16 protein-coding genes and 1 pseudogene are annotated in these 16,957 nt (G+C 64.4%); 13 read left to right on the top strand and 4 right to left on the bottom strand.

What is annotated here, in order from left to right; genetic code table 11:
- Nucleotides 1-228: 228 nt before the first annotated feature.
- A complete protein-coding gene (locus OKW40_RS17200; RefSeq protein ID WP_429490635.1) occupies nucleotides 229-393 on the bottom strand; it encodes a hypothetical protein in 165 nt (54 codons plus the stop codon).
- A gap of 20 nt (nucleotides 394-413) precedes the next feature.
- Here OKW40_RS17200 and OKW40_RS17195 point away from each other — a divergent pair.
- The 3 genes and pseudogenes from OKW40_RS17195 to OKW40_RS17185 all read left to right on the top strand — a co-directional run.
- Nucleotides 414-1,435, top strand: a pseudogene (locus OKW40_RS17195) (efflux RND transporter permease subunit); the annotation flags it as partial.
- Between the two features lie 376 nt (nucleotides 1,436-1,811).
- The gene (locus OKW40_RS17190) at nucleotides 1,812-3,002 is read left to right on the top strand and encodes an MFS transporter (RefSeq protein WP_018419117.1); all 1,191 of its coding nucleotides are present in this window, start codon (nucleotides 1,812-1,814) and stop codon (nucleotides 3,000-3,002) included.
- 326 nt (nucleotides 3,003-3,328) lie between these two features.
- Nucleotides 3,329-3,511, top strand: a complete 183-nt coding sequence (locus OKW40_RS17185) for a hypothetical protein (protein WP_090805541.1) — start codon at nucleotides 3,329-3,331, stop codon at nucleotides 3,509-3,511.
- Nucleotides 3,512-3,611: 100 nt separating this feature from the next.
- On the opposite strand, the gene mgrA is transcribed toward OKW40_RS17185, so the two are convergent.
- The gene (mgrA, locus tag OKW40_RS17180; RefSeq protein ID WP_429490633.1) at nucleotides 3,612-4,655 is read right to left on the bottom strand and encodes an L-glyceraldehyde 3-phosphate reductase; all 1,044 of its coding nucleotides are present in this window, start codon (nucleotides 4,653-4,655) and stop codon (nucleotides 3,612-3,614) included.
- A gap of 228 nt (nucleotides 4,656-4,883) precedes the next feature.
- Between mgrA and OKW40_RS17175 the strand changes: the two genes are divergently transcribed.
- Nucleotides 4,884-5,090 (top strand): DUF3185 family protein, encoded by a 207-nt coding sequence (locus OKW40_RS17175; RefSeq protein WP_018419114.1) that lies wholly within the window; start codon nucleotides 4,884-4,886, stop codon nucleotides 5,088-5,090.
- 31 nt (nucleotides 5,091-5,121) lie between these two features.
- Here the strand turns inward: OKW40_RS17175 and OKW40_RS17170 are convergent, their stop codons facing one another.
- The gene (locus OKW40_RS17170) at nucleotides 5,122-5,883 is read right to left on the bottom strand and encodes a phytanoyl-CoA dioxygenase family protein (RefSeq protein WP_429490631.1); all 762 of its coding nucleotides are present in this window, start codon (nucleotides 5,881-5,883) and stop codon (nucleotides 5,122-5,124) included.
- Between the two features lie 572 nt (nucleotides 5,884-6,455).
- On the opposite strand from OKW40_RS17170, the gene OKW40_RS17165 reads away from it, so the two are divergent.
- Nucleotides 6,456-6,830, top strand: coding sequence for a hypothetical protein (locus OKW40_RS17165; RefSeq protein WP_429356424.1), 375 nt, complete (start codon nucleotides 6,456-6,458; stop codon nucleotides 6,828-6,830).
- Nucleotides 6,831-7,146: 316 nt separating this feature from the next.
- On the opposite strand, the gene metK is transcribed toward OKW40_RS17165, so the two are convergent.
- The gene (gene metK, locus OKW40_RS17160; protein ID WP_090802193.1) at nucleotides 7,147-8,337 is read right to left on the bottom strand and encodes a methionine adenosyltransferase; all 1,191 of its coding nucleotides are present in this window, start codon (nucleotides 8,335-8,337) and stop codon (nucleotides 7,147-7,149) included.
- Between the two features lie 285 nt (nucleotides 8,338-8,622).
- Here metK and OKW40_RS17155 point away from each other — a divergent pair, with 285 nt between their 5' ends.
- The 8 genes from OKW40_RS17155 (at nucleotide 8,623) to hslV (ending at nucleotide 16,954) form a co-directional block, all read left to right on the top strand.
- Entirely contained in the window at nucleotides 8,623-9,507 is an 885-nt protein-coding gene (locus OKW40_RS17155; protein ID WP_184060883.1) for a lipid A biosynthesis lauroyl acyltransferase, read from the top strand.
- A 172-nt stretch (nucleotides 9,508-9,679) separates the two neighbouring features.
- Nucleotides 9,680-10,615: a diaminopimelate epimerase gene (dapF, locus tag OKW40_RS17150; protein WP_184061033.1), complete on the top strand. Its 936-nt coding sequence runs from the start codon at nucleotides 9,680-9,682 to the stop codon at nucleotides 10,613-10,615.
- Between the two features lie 57 nt (nucleotides 10,616-10,672).
- The gene (locus OKW40_RS17145; protein ID WP_184060885.1) at nucleotides 10,673-11,419 is read left to right on the top strand and encodes a DUF484 family protein; all 747 of its coding nucleotides are present in this window, start codon (nucleotides 10,673-10,675) and stop codon (nucleotides 11,417-11,419) included.
- A gap of 28 nt (nucleotides 11,420-11,447) precedes the next feature.
- Nucleotides 11,448-12,371: a tyrosine recombinase XerC gene (xerC, locus tag OKW40_RS17140; protein ID WP_187615113.1), complete on the top strand. Its 924-nt coding sequence runs from the start codon at nucleotides 11,448-11,450 to the stop codon at nucleotides 12,369-12,371.
- A 61-nt stretch (nucleotides 12,372-12,432) separates the two neighbouring features.
- Nucleotides 12,433-13,635 carry a class I SAM-dependent rRNA methyltransferase gene (locus OKW40_RS17135; RefSeq protein ID WP_429490629.1) on the top strand — a complete coding sequence of 401 codons (1,203 nt, stop codon included), beginning with the start codon at nucleotides 12,433-12,435 and terminating at the stop codon, nucleotides 13,633-13,635.
- Between the two features lie 240 nt (nucleotides 13,636-13,875).
- Nucleotides 13,876-14,976 (top strand): CobW family GTP-binding protein, encoded by a 1,101-nt coding sequence (locus OKW40_RS17130; RefSeq protein WP_429490627.1) that lies wholly within the window; start codon nucleotides 13,876-13,878, stop codon nucleotides 14,974-14,976.
- 682 nt (nucleotides 14,977-15,658) lie between these two features.
- Complete coding sequence (dksA, locus tag OKW40_RS17125) at nucleotides 15,659-16,078, top strand: RNA polymerase-binding protein DksA (protein ID WP_090802202.1); 420 nt, start codon at nucleotides 15,659-15,661, stop codon at nucleotides 16,076-16,078.
- A gap of 339 nt (nucleotides 16,079-16,417) precedes the next feature.
- Nucleotides 16,418-16,954 carry an ATP-dependent protease subunit HslV gene (gene hslV / locus OKW40_RS17120; RefSeq protein ID WP_184051150.1) on the top strand — a complete coding sequence of 179 codons (537 nt, stop codon included), beginning with the start codon at nucleotides 16,418-16,420 and terminating at the stop codon, nucleotides 16,952-16,954.
- The last annotated feature ends 3 nt before the right edge of the window (nucleotides 16,955-16,957 follow it).

The raw sequence follows: 16,957 nt of genomic DNA, 5'->3' as shown, positions 1-16,957 counted from the left end.
TCCCCGCTTCCCTTAGCCGGCTTTATGATTTCACGCCGGTCGAGGTGATGATAAAAACGCCGCTTCGCATTTGACGTTGCGTGCGCACTTAATCTGTCGCGCGCATGGCGCGTAAGAGGTTCGAGTCATTGTTCCCGCTTTGCGGGGCTTTGGGAAGGCGAATAGAAGGCTTTCACCCGTCGTTTCGCCCTATTCCCATTACGCTGAGCACGGCCGATTATCTCGGCGTCAGACGTCGTAATGCAGACCATCATAAACCCTGCGGGGGGAGACATCAAAAACGTGCATTGCCGGAACGATCTGCCAGATGCGGGCGCCGCGCGGCTTCGCACCTGCCTTCGCGCCGAGGTGCGCGCCTGCGTTTTGGATCCGCGCGGCGCGGTCGCCGCTCATTTCATTCGTCTGCGCTAGTCATGTGGATCGTTCGTCTCGCGCTACGGCGCCCCTATACGTTCGTCGTGCTGGCGCTGCTGTTGCTGATCGTCGGACCGTTGACCATTCTGCGCACGCCCACCGACATCTTTCCGAACATCGATATTCCGGTGCTCTCGGTCATCTGGTCGTATAACGGCCTGCCCGCCGACGAAATGGAGCGGCGCATCGCGCTGAACTACGAGCGCGGCTTGTCGGTGGCGGTCAACGATATCGAACACACGGAATGTCCACGCTCGATATCGTCGACCGCATCAAGACGATGATGCCGACGCTGCGCAATCTGGTGCCGCCGTCGCTGAATATCGATCCCGTCGCCGACCAATCGCTGTTCGTGCGTGCATCCGTGCAGGGCGTATTGCGTGAAGCGCTGATCGCCGCGTGCCTGACGGGCCTGATGATTCTGCTGTTCCTCGGCAACTGGCGCGCGACGCTGATCATCGCGGTATCGATTCCGTTGTCGATGATCACGTCGATCATCGCGTTGTCCTCTCTCGGTCAGACGATCAACATCATGACGCTCGGCGGCCTCGCGCTCGCGGTCGGGATTCTCGTCGACGATGCGACCGTCGCGATCGAAAACATCAGCCATCAGCTCGAACAGGGCACGACGCTAGAACAGGCGATTCTCGACGGCGCGCATCAGATCGCGATTCCGACGCTGGTGTCGACGCTGTCGATCTGTATCGTGTTCGTGCCGATGTTTCTGCTCACCGGTGTCGCGCACTATCTGTTCATTCCGCTTGCCGAAGCGGTGGTGTTCGCGATGCTCGCGTCGTACTTCTTCTCGCGTACGCTCGTGCCGACGCTCGCGAAATATCTGCTGCGCTATCACCACCAGCCCACGGATTTACATCACACACCGGTGCAAACGCGCAATCCGTTGATGCGCATGCACTACGCGTTCGAGCGCGGTTTCTCGCGTTTGCGCGAGCGCTACCGCGTGTTTCTCGAAGCGCGTGTCGCGCGACCGGGACTGTTCGTCACGCTGTTTCTCGCGTGCCGACTCGGACATCCTGATCACGCTGAACCCTGATCATCATCCGAGTGCCGGGCGACGACGCGCTCGCGCATCCGTCGACGGCGACTTCGGGGGCGACGCGGGCGCCGGCGCCGGGCAGTGAAGCCGGGGCGCACGGCTAGCGCCGGGAGACAGGCGCGCGACATGTTGCGGATGGAGCGCTGCGGGTCACCATTGGCACGCCGGGTTGCCCGCGACGCCGGCTTGAAACGCGTTTTCAGCGTATCCTTAACACTTTTGCGCGTTTCCGTGTGACCCAAGGAGTTTTGTTGTGACCCTGCCGCCGCCATCCCAGCGGACCGCATCTGCCGTTCCCTCCCGCGGCGCAGCTTCAGCTGCTTGCGCAAGCACCACCACCGTGTCGGACATCCCTTATCTCGAACGCGGCTCGCGCGCGTACTGGCGTGCCAGCCTCGCGCTGCTGTTCGCCGGCTACGCGACGTTCTCGTTGCTCTACTGCGTGCAGCCGCTGCTGCCGTCGTTCTCCGAAGCGTTCAACGTAACGCCGGCGCAAAGCAGTCTGTCGTTGTCGCTATCCACTGCTGCGCTCGCGCTCGCGATCTTCGTCGCCGGTTTCGTCTCCGAGGGTTGGAGCCGGCACAAGCTCATGACGCTGTCGCTGACGGTGTCGTCGGTGCTGACGATCGGCGTATCGGTCGCGCCGCACTGGCACCAGCTGCTCGTGCTGCGTACGCTCGAAGGGCTCGCGCTCGGCGGCGTGCCGGCCGTCGCGATGGCTTATCTCGCCGAGGAAGTGCATCCCGACGGCCTCGGCCTCGCAATGGGCCTGTACGTCGGCGGCACGGCGATCGGCGGCATGGCCGGGCGGGTCATCACCGGCGTGGTCGCGGATCTGTTTTCGTGGCGCGTCGCGATCGGCACGATCGGCGTGCTCGGCCTGCTGTCGATGCTCGCGTTCCGCGCGCTGCTGCCACCGTCGCGCCATTTCGTGCCGCGCCGCGGGCTCGGCTTCGCGCATCACCGCACGCTGCTGTTGCGCCAGTTCACGCGACCGGGTCTGCCGCTGCTGTTCCTGCTCGGCTTCGTGCTGATGGGCAGCTTCGTCACGCTGTACAACTACATCGGCTACCGGCTGCTCGCGCCGCCGTATCGGTTGAATCAGACGGAGATCGGCGCGATTTTCATCGTCTATCTGGTTGGCGTGGTCGCGTCGCCATGGTCCGGGCGCATGGCCGACACGTTCGGCCGTGCACGCGTGCTGATCGGGAGCCTGCTGCTGATGGTGTTCGGCCTCGCGCTGACGATGCTGCATCCGCTCGCGGCGATAGCGACCGGTATCGCCTGCGTGACGTTCGGGTTCTTTGCCGGGCATTCGGTCGCGAGCGGCTGGGTCGGGCGTCTGGCGAAAGACGCGAAAGGCCAGGCCGCTGCGCTGTATCTGCTCGCGTACTACATCGGCTCGAGCCTGGTCGGTTCGTATGGCGGCCATGTGTGGGCCGGTCATGGCTGGAACGGCGTCGTCGGGCTAGTCGGTGCGCTGCTCGTGATCGGCTTGATCGCGGCGAGCCGCCTGCGCGGGCGCGAATAGCCCGGCGTATCGGTCGCGTTGCGCGGTGCAGGCACCGCGAGCCGGCCGCAATCAGCCAACCCGCATGGATCGGCGGCAAAACGAAAGGCTTGCGTAAGCGAACGTTTGCTATTTTCCGCCGCGTTTTGTTGCGCCGCGCCAATCGCCGCGGGCCGCGCCGCGCCTGGGTTCAGCAGCTTACGAATAAGCGCCGACGCGCCGGCTTGCGCCGTCGCGCCGCTCGATCGGTCTCCTATACTCGATTCGTGCAATGGCGCGGCATGATTTCGAAGCCGCGGCCTCTGCCGGAACGACATAGCAATCATCCCGCATGGGAGGAGACGAAGATGACCTACTTTACGATCGGCGATTTCATCCTGGTCATTCCGATGGCATTGGCGGGCGCGCTATTCGTCGGCGCGCTGCCCTGCAAGACCGAGTTGCGACACAACGGGCTGCGTGTGCTGGGCGCGCTGATAGGTGTGATGTGCGCGGTGGCGCTGGTCGAGGGTCTGCCGGCGCTCGTGTAGCGGCGCGGCGAAATACCTGCAGAAAAGCCGCACGCTGAGCGTGCGGCTTCGTTTTGCCCTTGCGTCCGTCCACCTGTTGTGCGGACGGCTCCTCACGCGATCAGATCGCCTGATCGGTCGACGGCTTTTCCCACAGATTGATCCCGCCTTCGGTCGCATAGCGATCGATTTCAGCGAGTTCGTCGGCCGAGAATGCGAGCTTCTTCAGCGCGCCGACGTTCTCGCGCACCTGCTCCGCGCGGCTCGCGCCGATCAGCACCGAGCTCACGCGTGGATCGCGCAACGCCCACGCGAGCGCCATCTGCGCGAGGCTCTGACCACGGCGCTGCGCAATGTCGTTGAGCTTCCGCACGTGCTCGATGTTCCGCGGGCTCAGATGCTCGTCTTTGAGCGAACCGCCGCCCGGCTTGTTGACGCGCGCATCTTCCGGCACGCCGTTCAGGTACTTGCCGGTCAACAATCCCTGCGCGAGCGGCGTGAACGCGATCGTGCCCGCGCCGACTTCATCGAGCGTATCGAGCAGGTCGTGTTCGATCCAGCGGTTCAGCATGTTGTACGACGGCTGATGGATCAGCAGCGGCACCTTGTATTCGGCGAGCAGCTTCGCCATTTCGCGCGTCTTCGCCGACGAGTACGACGAGATGCCGACGTACAGCGCCTTGCCCTGCTGCACCGCGCTCGCGAGCGCGCCCGCGGTTTCCTCGAGCGGCGTGTGCGCGTCGAAGCGATGCGAATAGAAGATGTCGACGTAATCGAGGCCCAAGCGCTTCAGGCTCTGATCGAGACTCGCGAGCACATATTTGCGCGAGCCGCCGCCCTGGCCGTACGGACCGGGCCACATATCCCAACCGGCCTTCGACGAAATCAGCAACTCATCGCGATACGGTTTGAAATCGTCCTTGAACAGACGGCCGAAGTTGGTTTCCGCGCTGCCGTACGGCGGCCCGTAGTTGTTCGCCAGATCGAAGTGCGTGATGCCGAGGTCGAAGGCCGTGCGCAGGATGTCACGCTGCGTCGAGATCGGCGTGGTGTCGCCGAAGTTGTGCCACAGGCCGAGCGACAGCGCCGGCAGTTTGAGACCCGACTTGCCGCAGACGCGGTATTGCATGTCCGAATAGCGTTCTGAAGCTGCTTCGTAAGCCATTGCTAGTGTCCTTGTCGATGAGATCGCCCGAGGATGGCGGGCGTGAGGATTCGCGCGTTGCGGGAGGCGTGCTGCTGGGGAGATTTGTTGTTGTGGTGTCGCCGCGGTGCGGCCAGACCGCTATGTTAGCCAATCGACGCGGCGCTTGCAGCGCAACCAGTATGCGGGATGGACGAGCACGCACGCCTCACCTACACTCTGGCCGGTTCAGGTTGATGGGAGGTGCAGATGACGAAAGCGATTTCGATCGCGCTGATTGTCGGCGGTATCGTGCTGCTGTATTTCGGCGGGCAGGCATTCAATTCGGTGAGCAGCGACGTGTCGCGCTTCTTTACCGGCTCGCCGAGCAACAAGGCGATCGTGCTGATCGTCGCGGGCGTGGTGGCGACACTCGCCGGGCTGACGGGAATCGCGATGTCGGGGCGCAAGCGCTGAGCGTCGGCGCGAGGCCCGCGACCAAAATAATCTAGAACGCGATCTCGGGCTTCGCGGCCGAGCGCGTGCCGGGCAGGGGCACATTGCTTGCGCCGTGATAGGTGAACACCAGCGAGAACTTCACCTGGTCGCTCAGATTCTTGCCGGCCGAGTGCAGCGTGTTGCAGTGAAAGAACGCCACGTCGCCAGTCTTCAGCTCGGGCGACACCGCCGTGCGGATCGCGGCCTCGTTCTCGGCGAGATCCGCGCGGAAAAACTTCGCTTCGTCGAAGCGGTCCGATGTGAACGCGGCGCCGTGCGATTGCGGCACGAACCACAGCGCGCCGTTATCGACGGTTTCCGGGCCGACCGCGAGCCACACCGACACCAGATCGTCGCGCTCGAACGACCAGTAGCGCACGTCGCGATGCCAGCCGGTCAGGCTGCCGTACGCGGGGTGCTTGGTCATCATGCAGTTGTGATGCGCGCGCGACAGACGCGGCTCCTCGCCAAAATACAGCTCCATCCAGCCACGGATTTCGGACGCGGTCGCCCATTGCGCGAACGCGGGGTGACGACCGTACGCGTCGAGCAGGCGCCGCACCGTATGTCCGCCCGGAGCATCCTTCGATGACGGCGCGCCCGGATACTGCAAATCCGCTTCGAATTCGATCGGCGCCGCCGCTTCCTGCAGCTGCCGCTGCGCGATCCGCTTCAGCTCGTCGCAACGCTCGGGCGACACGAGTCCTGGCACGACGACAAAACCCTGCTCCCGCAACGTTTGAATCTGCTCTTTCTTCGAATGGAGTGACATGGCGTTCCGTTACCGTCGACTGACTGATGTTCGATTGTAAAACGGGCGCGATCGGGATGCGTTGGTTCACCGCGAGAGGCTCCTGCGTCCTGCTGATCTTTTGCGCTGGTCGCCTTCGCTTTTCGCGGCGCGCCAATGCACCGGTTTCAGGCGCGCGGCGCGCCCGCACCGCACATTCGCTGGGCAAACGCGCACGCAAATCGCCCGTAAGGGGTGACAGCAAACCGGCATCAGCGACGATTCGATCCGCGGAGAAATCTGGTTCGCGCAGGGTATTAACCGACTTTCTGACGTCACGATTCCCGTGTAGCCTGCTCGCATGTCGATCGTCGCTTACGCAGTTTTCTGTTGTGCGCAGGCCGCCAGGGCCCGTGCCGTCGGTTTCTCCGCGTTGTACCTTTGCTGCGCTGTGCGCCGTGTTTCGCGTCGCAATCTCCCGCGCCACGACCCGCAACGAATTTCCCGCTTTCAGGCCGTTCATCGCAACCCCGTCATTGGCACATATGGTGCTGTTTGTCCGTGCACATCCGGTGCACGCACCGACGTGCGGTTCATTGCCTAAATGTGAAGCCATGCATACTCTTTTGAGCACCCGTCTTACCCGCGCCGCGCTGAAAGCGGCGCGTCCCGCGCGCCGCCATATGATGCGGGCGCTGCGCCATCATGCCGCGCGCACCCGCGCGCTCGGCGAGCAGTGGCGCGACGCGAAGGCCGTCGACGGCTTTCGCACCTGGTTCCATACGTTCTTCTCGGCGCTACGCCAGCAGAGCGGCATGCGCCGTCTGTCGCTGCGCACGCTGCTGCGCAAACCGACACCGTTGCGCCTCGCGGTCGCGAAACGCGCGCCGACGGTGCGCACGCCTGCGAGCCGCAGACCGCGTCGCCTGTCGACGAGCAGCGGCGGGTGGTTCGCGTTTGCGTTTGCGTTTGCGTTTGCGAGCCGGTGAGATTGCTGGGCCGGGGAGTTGCAGTTGCGCGTTGAGTGGCTAGACCGCTGATCTGCCGACCGGCTGGCCGTTCACCGCTGGGCCGACTTCGAGCACCGCAAGACTTCGAGCACCGCAAGACTTCGAGCACCGCAAGACTTCGAGCACCGCAAGACTTCGAGCACCGCAAGACTTCGAGCACCGCAAGACTTCGAGCGCGCCGCCTCGACGACGTGCTTCGCGCGGCGGCATCGCTACGCCATCAATGGACAAAGAAAAACCCCGCCGGCTCACGCCGGCGGGGTTTGTTTGCTTTCAAGCGGCGATCGGCTCGACCTTATTCGGCAAGCGCCGCGACCGGCTCAGTGCCTGCCGCTTCAGCGAGTGCGAGCGCCTTGTCGGTGGCTTCCCACGTGAATTCCGGCTCTTCGCGGCCGAAATGACCATACGCCGCGCTCTTCTCGTAGACCGGGCGCAGCAGGTCGAGCATCTGGATGATGCCCTTCGGACGCAGGTCGAAATGCTGACGCACGAGTTCCGTGATCGTCGCATCCGACACGCGGCCGCTGCCGAACGTGTTGACCATCACCGAGGTCGGCTGGGCGACGCCGATCGCGTACGACACCTGGATCAGGCAGCGCGATGCGAGGCCCGCGGCCACGATGTTCTTGGCGACGTAACGGCCGGCGTACGCTGCCGAGCGGTCCACCTTCGACGGATCCTTGCCCGAGAATGCGCCGCCGCCGTGCGGCGCCGCGCCGCCGTAGGTATCGACGATGATCTTGCGGCCCGTCAGACCGCAATCGCCCTGCGGACCGCCGATCACGAAACGACCGGTCGGGTTCACGAGGAACTTGATGTCACCCTTGATCAGTTCGGCCGGCAGCGTCGGCTTGATCACTTCCTCGATCACCGCTTCGCGTAGCGTGTCGAGCGCGATGTCCGGCGAATGCTGGGTGGACAGTACGACGGTGTCGATCGAATGCGGCTTGCCGTCGACGTAGCGCACGGTGACCTGCGACTTGGCATCCGGACGCAGCCAGGGCAGACGGCCGTCGCGGCGCAGATTCGCCTGACGCTCGACGAGGCGGTGCGACAGGTGGATCGGCAGCGGCATCAGTTCCGGCGTTTCCTCGCACGCGTAACCGAACATCAGGCCCTGGTCGCCCGCGCCTTGATCGAGGTTGTTGTCGTGCGCGCGGTCCACGCCCTGGGCGATGTCCGGCGACTGCTTGTCGTAGGCGACGAGCACCGCGCAGCCGCGGTAGTCGATGCCGTAGTCGGTGTTGTCGTAGCCGATGCGCTTGATCGTGTTGCGCGCGATCTGGATGTAGTCGACGTTCGCGGTGGTGGTGATTTCACCGGCCAGCACGACGAGACCCGTGTTGCACAGCGTTTCGGCCGCGACACGCGAGTACTTGTCTTGAGCGAGGATGGCGTCGAGGATCGCGTCCGAGATCTGGTCCGCGACTTTGTCGGGATGGCCTTCGGAAACGGATTCGGAAGTGAAGAGATAGTCGTTTGCCACGTTGCAGACTCCTGTTAGTGGTTACGGTTGCGTTCCACGTAGCCGACTTCGGGAGTCTGAAGCGGCGACGCTTTAGCGGATTACCTGACCGATGGACGCATAACCCATGAAAACCCATGGACCGCACCCGCCGGCTTCGCCCCGCAAGTTGTCTATTAACTCGGCGAAGCCCTTATTATAGCGACTTCCTTTGAATGTCACAGAGTCGAAACGAGTGCGGTATCACGTCAATTTTTCCGCTTTCCACAATTTCGCCCCCTGCGGCGCCGCGCGCCTGGAGGCTGCATGCTGAGCCGCTACGGCGCGAAGCTCGCGATCGGGCTGCTCAAACTCTTTGCGCTGTTGCCTTACGGATTCGTCGCTCGTCTCGGTGACGGGCTCGGCTGGCTGCTCTACCAGATCCCGAGCCGTCGCAAGCACATCGTTCATACGAATCTGAAGCTGTGCTTCCCCGACTGGAGCGACGAGCGCCGCGAGGACGTCGCGCAAAAGCACTTCCGTCATGCGATCCGCAGCTATCTCGAGCGCAGCGTGCAGTGGTTCGGCCCGGCGAAGAAGCTCGACAAGCTGATCCAGCTCGACAGCGCGATCGACCTGACGGATCCGAACCTGCCGCCCACATTGTTTCTCGGCTTTCATTTTGTCGGCATCGAGGCCGGTTCGATCTTTCTGAACTACTCGCTGAAGCGCCAGTGCGGCTCGCTCTATCAGCCGATGTCGAATCAGGAGTTCGAGGAAGTCGCGAAAGCAGCGCGCGCGCGTTTCGGCGCGGACATGGCGAGCCGCGCGGACAGCGCGCGCGTCGTGCTGCGCTGGCTGCGCGAACGCAAACCGGTGATGCTCGGCGCGGACATGGACTACGGCGCGCGCAATTCGACGTTCGTGCCGTTCTTCGGCGTGCCGACCTGCACGCTGACCGCAGTCGGCCGTCTCGCCAAGGTCGGGCACGCGCAGGTCGTACCGTTCATCGGCGAGGTGCTACCGAACTACAAGGGCTACCGGCTCAAGGTCTTCAAACCTTGGGACGACTATCCGACCGGCGACGATGACGCTGATGCGCGACGCATGAACGAGTTTCTCGAAGAGCAGATTCCGCTGATGCCCGAGCAGTATTACTGGGTGCACAAGCGGTTCAAGACACGCCCGCCGGGGTTGCCGGGGGTGTATTGAAGGTGGGGCTGGGCTCCTTGCATGCCGTACCGTTTCCGATGTGCCAACGTGTATCATCTGCTATTGGCCGGGCACGGCTCCAATGGGTGATTCACCCAACGGCGGTGAGGCCGGGATTTCCGGCTTCGCCCGCACGCGCGAAGCCCTACGCAGCAACGGATACACGGAAAACGTGAAGCTCAAATTCACCAAAATGCACGGAGCGGGCAACGACTTCGTCGTACTCGACGGCTATACCCAACCGGTTGATCTAACCACGGCGCAGGTGCGCGCGTTGGCGAACCGCCATTTCGGCGTCGGCGCCGACCAGTTGCTGCTGGTCGAAAAGCCGACCGTCGAAGGCGTCGATTTCAGATATCGCATCTTCAATTGCGACGGCGGCGAGGTCGAACACTGCGGCAACGGCGCGCGCTGCTTCGTCAAGTTCGTGCGCGAGCGCGGTCTCACCGACCAACGCAGCGTGCGCGTGCAGGTCCAGAAAGGCACGATCACGCTGACGATGCAGGACAACGGCGAAGTGATCGTCGACATGGGCACGCCCGTGTTCGATCCCGAACTCGTGCCGTTCGCGACCAAGGGTCTGCAAGGCCGCCGCGAAGGCGAGGATACGCTCTGGCCGCTCGACGTGAACGGCACGACGCGCTGGATGTCGGTGGTGTCGATGGGCAATCCGCACGCCGTGCAGGTCGTCGACGATGCCGAGGTGTTCCCGGTGCTCGCCGAAGGTCCGGCCATCGAGCGGCACACGCGCTTCCCGCAGCGGGTCAACGCGGGCTTCATGCAGATCGTCAACCGCAACGAGATCAGGCTGCGCGTCTACGAACGCGGCGCAGGCGAAACGCTCGCGTGCGGCACCGGCGCGTGCGCGGCGGTCGCGGCCGGCATCCGGCGCGGGCTGCTGGATTCGCCGGTGCTCGTACATACGCACGGCGGCGATCTGACCATCACTTGGGACAGCGCGCACCCAGGCGCGCCGCTGCTGATGGCCGGCCCCGCAGCCACCGTCTTCGAAGGGGAGATCGAGTTGGCCGAAGAGGCGTCGAGCGCCTCGTCGGACTCGACGCAGCACAATCCGTCCAGCCCGGCCGACATGGCGCCCTCCGTCTAACTCATTGACCGACGCGCCGCCGTGAGGCGGCCGTCCCGTAGTCCTCTAGCCGAAACCATGAACGATCGCGAAGTCGCCGAATACCTGCTCGCCAATCCCGAATTCTTCGTCGAACACGCGGAAACGCTCGCGACGATCCGGCTCGCGAACCCGCACGGCAAAGCCGCGGTGTCGCTGCAGGAGCGGCAGATGGAGATGCTGCGCGACAAGAACAAGCATCTGGAGCGGCGTCTTGCCGAACTGCTGCGCTACGGTCACGAGAACGACAGCATCGCGTCGAAATTCAACCGCTGGACCATCCGTGTGATGGCCGAGCGCGATCCCTACGCGCTGCCGCGCACGATCGCCGGCGGTCTGCGCGACATCTTCGACGTGCCGCAAGCGGCTCTGCGCGTGTGGGACGTCGCCGAGCCGTATGCGCAAGCGGACTTCGCGCGCCACGTCAGCGAGGAAGTGCGGATTTTCGCGGGCAGCCTGAGCACGCCGTACTGCGGCGCCAACACCGGCTTCGAGGCCGCGCAATGGCTCGCGCAAGCTGCGGTCGCGTCCCACGGGACGACCAACCCGGCGGCAAGCGCGACCGACGACCTCGGCGTCGCGTCGAACGGGACGGCGCAGAGCACCGAATCGATCGCGCTGCTCGCGCTGCGCGACCCCGAAGGTGTCGAAGACGCGCCGACGTTCGGCCTGCTCGTGATGGGCTCATCCGACCCGCGGCGCTTCCACGAAGGCATGGCCACCGATTTCCTCACGCAGATCGGCGCGCTCGCGAGCGCCGCGCTGAGCCGGCTGCTGCCGCGCTGAGCCGCGCCACGCAACGTCACCGCGTACCGTGACCGCCGCCGACCCGATCGCCGCCTACCTGTCGCATCTCGAGCACGAGCGGCGGCTGTCGGCGCACACCCTGCGCGGCTACACGCATGAGCTCGCGGAACTGAAGCAGCTCGCCAAAGGCCGAGCGCTCGAAAGCCTCACCGCCGTCGACATCCGCGGCGCCGTCGCGCGCGCGCATGCGGGCGGTCTCACCGCGCGGTCGATCGGCCATCGGCTGTCGGCATGGCGGGCGTTTTATCGCTGGCTCGCGGGCCACGTCGAGTTGCCGGCCAATCCGGTCGCCGCGGTGCGCGCGCCGAAGCAGGCGAAAATGTTGCCGAAGGCGCTTTCCGTCGACGACACCGCGCGCCTGATGGACAGCCCGCCCGCCGACTCGCCCGAAGGCCTGCGCGATCACGCGATGCTCGAGCTGTTCTACTCGTCGGGCCTGCGCCTCGCCGAACTGGTCGGCCTCGACGTGCGTTTCGCCGACGTCGACGGCTATCGCTCGGCCGGCTGGCTGAAACTCGATTCCGGCGAAGTCGAAGTGCTCGGCAAAGGCAACCGGCGGCGCGTCGTGCCGGTGGGCAGCAAGGCGGTCGCGGCGCTGAACGCATGGCTCGCGGTGCGCGAACCGATGGTCCGCCACGATCCGCATCCGCTGTTCCTGTCGGCGCGCGGCAACCGGCTGTCGCCGAACGTCGTGCGGGAGCGCGTGAAGCGCGCGGCGCTCGCCGCCGGCATTCCGGCCAACGTGCATCCGCACGTGCTGCGCCATTCGTTCGCGACGCACGTGCTGCAGTCGAGCGGCGACCTGCGCGCCGTGCAGGAGCTGCTCGGCCACGCGAGCATCACCGCGACGCAGGTTTATACGGGCCTCGATTTCCAGCACCTCGCCCACGTCTACGACAGCGCGCATCCTCGCGCAAAGAAACGCAACTGATCACGCGACTGACGCCGCGCGCCACGACGCGGCGCCTTCGCTTGCACTTTACCTACACCTGATGAATACCGTTACGCTCAAACCGTCGAAAGAAAAATCGCTGCTGCGCCGCCATCCGTGGGTTTACGCCAATGCGATCGAGCACGTCGACGGCCGCCCCGCGCCCGGCGCGACCGTGCTCGTGCGCGCGCACGATGGCCGCTTTCTCGCCCGCGCCGCCTACAGCCCGCACTCGCAGATCCGCGCGCGCGTCTGGAGCTTCGACGAAGCCGAGCCGATCGATCACGCGTTCTTCAAGCGCCGCGTGCAGCGCGCGTTCGCGCATCGTCAGGCGATGGTGCGCGACACCGGCGCCGTGCGGCTGATCTTCGGCGAGGCGGACGGTCTGCCGGGCCTGATCGTCGATTACTACGTCGCCGAGGACGCGGATCAGCGCAGCCAGATCGTCTGTCAGTTCATGGCGGCCGGCGTCGAAGCGTGGAAGGACGCGATCGTCGCGGCGCTGGTCGGCGCGACCGGCTGCCCGAACGTCTACGAGCGCTCTGACGTGTCGATCCGTCAGAAGGAAGGGCTCGAGCAGATCACCGGCGTGCTCGCGGGCGAGTCGCCTTCCGAGAAGCTGATCGCGAGCGAAAACGGCGTGCGCTATCACGTCGACGTGCGCAACGGCCACAAGACCGGCTTCTATGTCGACCAGCGCGATAACCGCCTGCTCGTGCAGCAGTTCGCGAAAGATCGCGACGTGCTGAACTGCTTCTGCTACACCGGCGGCTTTTCGCTCGCGGCGCTCAGGGGTGGCGCAAAGCGCGTGGTGTCGGTCGATTCGTCGGGTGAAGCGCTCGCGCTCGCGCAGCAGAACGTCGCGGCCAACGGCTTCGACGCCGACCGCGCGACCTGGCTCGACGCCGACGCGTTCAAGACATTGCGGCGCCTCTACGACGAAGGCGAACGCTTCGACCTGATCGTGCTCGATCCGCCGAAATTCGCGCCATCGCGCGAGCACGTGGACCGCGCCTCGCGCGCGTACAAGGACATCAATCTGACGGGCCTGAAGCTGCTGCGCCCCGGCGGTTTGCTGTTCACGTACTCGTGCTCGGGCGCGATCGATCCCGAGCTGTTCCAGAAGATCGTGTCGGGCGCGGCCGCCGACGCACGCGTCGACGCACGCATCCTGAAGCGCCTTGGCGCGGGCGTCGATCATCCGCTGCTCACTGCGTTCCCCGAAGGCGAGTATCTGAAGGGGCTGCTGTTGCAAATCGCCTGATCGCCCTTATTTTCCCGGTGATTGCGCGCGGCGGCGGCAGCGGCAGCGGCCCGCCTCCGCGCAGGCGGCCATCAGCCGGCCGCAGCGCGGCCGCCCCTGCGCCCGCCTGGCAAATATGTTTCAATGACCGGCTGGACGGGGCTCGCGCCATCTGGCTGCGGCGGCCCGCCTAACGCATCTGGCTAGCCTTGCGCGCTAGCGTCCGATCACGCACCGTTTCACGACTTACAGGCGACCCACATGATTCCAGTCACCATCCTGACCGGCTTTCTCGGCAGCGGCAAAACCACCCTGCTCAAGCGCATCCTGAACGAAAAGCACGGCATGAAGATCGCCGTCATCGAGAACGAGTTCGGCGAAGAGAACATCGACAACGAGATCCTCGTGCAGGACACGAGCGAGCAGATCATCCAGATGAGCAACGGCTGCATCTGCTGCACGATTCGCGGCGACCTGTCGCGCGTGCTCAACGATCTGGCCGCGAAGAAGCAGGCGGGCGAAGTGGACTTCGACCGCGTCGTGATCGAAACCACCGGCCTCGCGAATCCGGGCCCGGTCGCGCAAACCTTCTTCATGGACGACCAGATCGCGAGCGAATTCCTGCTCGACGCGATCATCACGCTAGTCGACGCGAAGCATGCGAACCATCAGCTCGACGAGCACGAAGTGGTGCAGCGCCAGGTCGGTTTCGCGGACCGGCTGTTCATCACGAAGGCCGATCTGGTCGACGAGCGGCACGTGGGCGATCTGCGCCACCGTCTGCTGCACATGAACCCGAAGGCGGCGATCAAGGTCGTCAATTTCGGCGAGGCGGACATCAAGGAAATTTTCGATCTGCGCGGCTTCAACCTGAACTCGAAGCTCGAAATCGATCCGGACTTCCTGAGTGAAGACGAACACGCGCATAGCCACGCGCACGCGCACGACGAGCACGGCCACACGCACGACGACCATGACCACGATCACGCCAATTGCGATCACGACCATGGCCATTGCGATCACGAAGGCCATGATCACGGACATCACCACCATGCGCATCACGACGACAAGATCAAGTCGTTCGTGTACCGCAGCGATCGTCCGTTCGATCCGAACAAGCTCGAAGACTTCCTCGGCGGCATCCTGCAGATCTATGGCGAGCACCTGCTGCGCTACAAGGGCGTGCTGTACATGAAGGGCGTCGATCGCAAGGTCGTGTTCCAGGGCGTGCATCAAATGATGGGCAGCGACCTCGCCGCGAAATGGCAACCGGCCGAGAAGAAGACCAACAAGATGGTGTTCATCGGCATCGAACTGCCGCGCGATCTGATCACCGACGGTCTCGACGCCTGCCTCGCCTGAGCGGGCGCAGCGCCGTCGCGCAAGCAAGCCTCGGAGCAAGCCCACGACACGCCGCGCGCAGCGCGGCATGCGCCGTGCTACGTCTAGTGCGGTGAGACGCCCGCCGCCGACTGCGCGGGCGTGAATCCTCTGCTGAAACTGCGACGCCGCGGCGCCGAGGCCTTTCGAATCCAGGCCATATGAAAAACGCGTGAAAACCCTGCTGTATTAAAGCGCGCACGACCATCGCTTTTTGGCTTTCTGCGCGTTATATTTTCGGGATATCGCAGCGCCGCAGGCCGGCTTTCAGCAGTTGCGGTGCCGTATTGTGATTCAGTTACAATACGTGCCCACTGGAGAATGACAACGAATTGCCCGGTCGCGCGTATCCCGCGACGGGCCTGAAACGGCGCCGGAAAATCTTGTCCGGAGACACGCCGAAAACGCCGGCGGGCATGGCCTGAAAGGGCAGGCGCTCGTCGGCGAGCGATGCCTCAGGAGCATGTGTGAATCGGTTTCCAGAGGAGTTCGGCCCCGCAGCGGCGTAGCTAGCAACGCCCGGTGTGTGGGCGCCAGGCGCTTCGGCGTCACGACAGTCCAACGTTCGTGGCCACCCTGCGCTGCGCGTCCGCGCGACGCGTTTGCGGGCAATACGAAAGTGCGGGCCCTATGAGTTTTGCCTCACATTGAAGAAGTAAGCCAGATGACGACGAAACGACTCTTGACCGAAGCCGAAATCCTGAAGATGAGCGACAAGGATTACATGAATGCGGATCAGCTCGCCTTCTTCAAGAACAGGCTCGAACAGTTGCAGGCGGACATTCTCCGCAATGCCGGCCAGACGACCGAGAACCTGCGCGAAACGGTCATCGTGCCGGACCCGGCCGATCGCGCCACGATCGAGGAAGAGCATGCGCTCGAACTGCGCACGCGCGACCGCGAACGCAAGCTGCTGAAGAAGGTGCAGCAATCGATCGCGCGAATCGAGGCGGGCGACTATGGCTGGTGCGAGGAAACCGGCGAGCCGATCGGCATTCCGCGTCTGCTCGCGCGGCCCACGGCTACGCTGTCGCTCGAAGCCCAGGAGCGCCGCGAACTGCGCCAGAAGCTGTTCGGCGACTGATTATCTGCGGCGCGGCTTCGGCTTAGCGCCCTGAAAACGCTGCTTCGTCGAGAGGCGCACGGTGAACCGTGCGCCTTTTCTTTTTGCGCGACATCCGCGCATGCTCCGCCATCCGTCCCGCCCCGCCGTCCCTTCCCGCCTCGTTTCTCAGGCTCCCTGAGCGGATTTTCAGTTTTTCGTCCTATGCCTTCCGGCGGATCTTGATATGACCGCGCGCGCCCTAAAATAGATCGGACATGCGCTCACGAGCGCGCCAGCCGGCGCGCCGTCCGCTGACTGGATTCATGCGGTAGCGCACAGCGCTGCCGCGTTCTACCCGTTTTGCAAAGAGGAACGCATATGGAGCAATTTCACGGCACGACGATCGTTTCCGTGCGCCGCGGCAACAAGGTGGCGCTCGGCGGCGACGGCCAGGTCACGCTCGGCAACATCGTCATGAAAGGCGGCGCGAAGAAGGTCCGGCGCATCTACAACGGCAAGGTGCTGGTCGGCTTCGCCGGCGGCACGGCGGATGCCTTCTCGCTGCTCGACCGCTTCGAGGCGAAGCTGGAAAAACATCAGGGCAATCTGACGCGCGCGGCCGTGGAGCTCGCGAAAGACTGGCGCACCGACCGCATGCTGCGTCGTCTCGAGGCGATGCTGATCGCCGCGGACGCGACCACCACGCTCGTCATCACCGGCAACGGCGACGTGCTCGATCCCGAAGGCGGCATCTGTGCGATCGGCTCGGGCGGTGCGTACGCGCAGGCGGCCGCGAAGGCGCTTGCCGACAACACCGAGCTGTCGCCGCGCGACATCGTGGAGAAGTCGCTGGAAATCGCCGGTGACATGTGCATCTACACGAACCATAACCGCGTCATTGAGACGATCGAGTAAGGA

The organism is Paraburkholderia sp. RAU6.4a, from assembly GCF_050435625.1.
Classification (GTDB): domain Bacteria; phylum Pseudomonadota; class Gammaproteobacteria; order Burkholderiales; family Burkholderiaceae; genus Paraburkholderia; species Paraburkholderia tuberum.
This window is presented reverse-complemented; position numbering and strand designations above follow the sequence as displayed.

What these genes read in the sequence shown, in the direction of transcription:
- OKW40_RS17145 (WP_184060885.1), top strand. Translation starts at nt 10,673, where the DNA reads ATGAACGATCGCGAAGTCGCCGAATACCTGCTCGCCAATCCCGAATTC.
- hslV (WP_184051150.1), top strand. Translation starts at nt 16,418, where the DNA reads ATGGAGCAATTTCACGGCACGACGATCGTTTCCGTGCGCCGCGGCAAC.
- OKW40_RS17165 (WP_429356424.1), top strand. Translation starts at nt 6,456, where the DNA reads ATGCATACTCTTTTGAGCACCCGTCTTACCCGCGCCGCGCTGAAAGCG.
- OKW40_RS17185 (WP_090805541.1), top strand. Translation starts at nt 3,329, where the DNA reads ATGACCTACTTTACGATCGGCGATTTCATCCTGGTCATTCCGATGGCA.
- OKW40_RS17155 (WP_184060883.1), top strand. Translation starts at nt 8,623, where the DNA reads ATGCTGAGCCGCTACGGCGCGAAGCTCGCGATCGGGCTGCTCAAACTC.
- dksA (WP_090802202.1), top strand. Translation starts at nt 15,659, where the DNA reads ATGACGACGAAACGACTCTTGACCGAAGCCGAAATCCTGAAGATGAGC.
- OKW40_RS17170 (WP_429490631.1), bottom strand. Translation starts at nt 5,883, where the DNA reads ATGTCACTCCATTCGAAGAAAGAGCAGATTCAAACGTTGCGGGAGCAG.
- OKW40_RS17175 (WP_018419114.1), top strand. Translation starts at nt 4,884, where the DNA reads ATGACGAAAGCGATTTCGATCGCGCTGATTGTCGGCGGTATCGTGCTG.
- OKW40_RS17135 (WP_429490629.1), top strand. Translation starts at nt 12,433, where the DNA reads ATGAATACCGTTACGCTCAAACCGTCGAAAGAAAAATCGCTGCTGCGC.
- OKW40_RS17200 (WP_429490635.1), bottom strand. Translation starts at nt 393, where the DNA reads ATGAGCGGCGACCGCGCCGCGCGGATCCAAAACGCAGGCGCGCACCTC.
- OKW40_RS17130 (WP_429490627.1), top strand. Translation starts at nt 13,876, where the DNA reads ATGATTCCAGTCACCATCCTGACCGGCTTTCTCGGCAGCGGCAAAACC.
- mgrA (WP_429490633.1), bottom strand. Translation starts at nt 4,655, where the DNA reads ATGGCTTACGAAGCAGCTTCAGAACGCTATTCGGACATGCAATACCGC.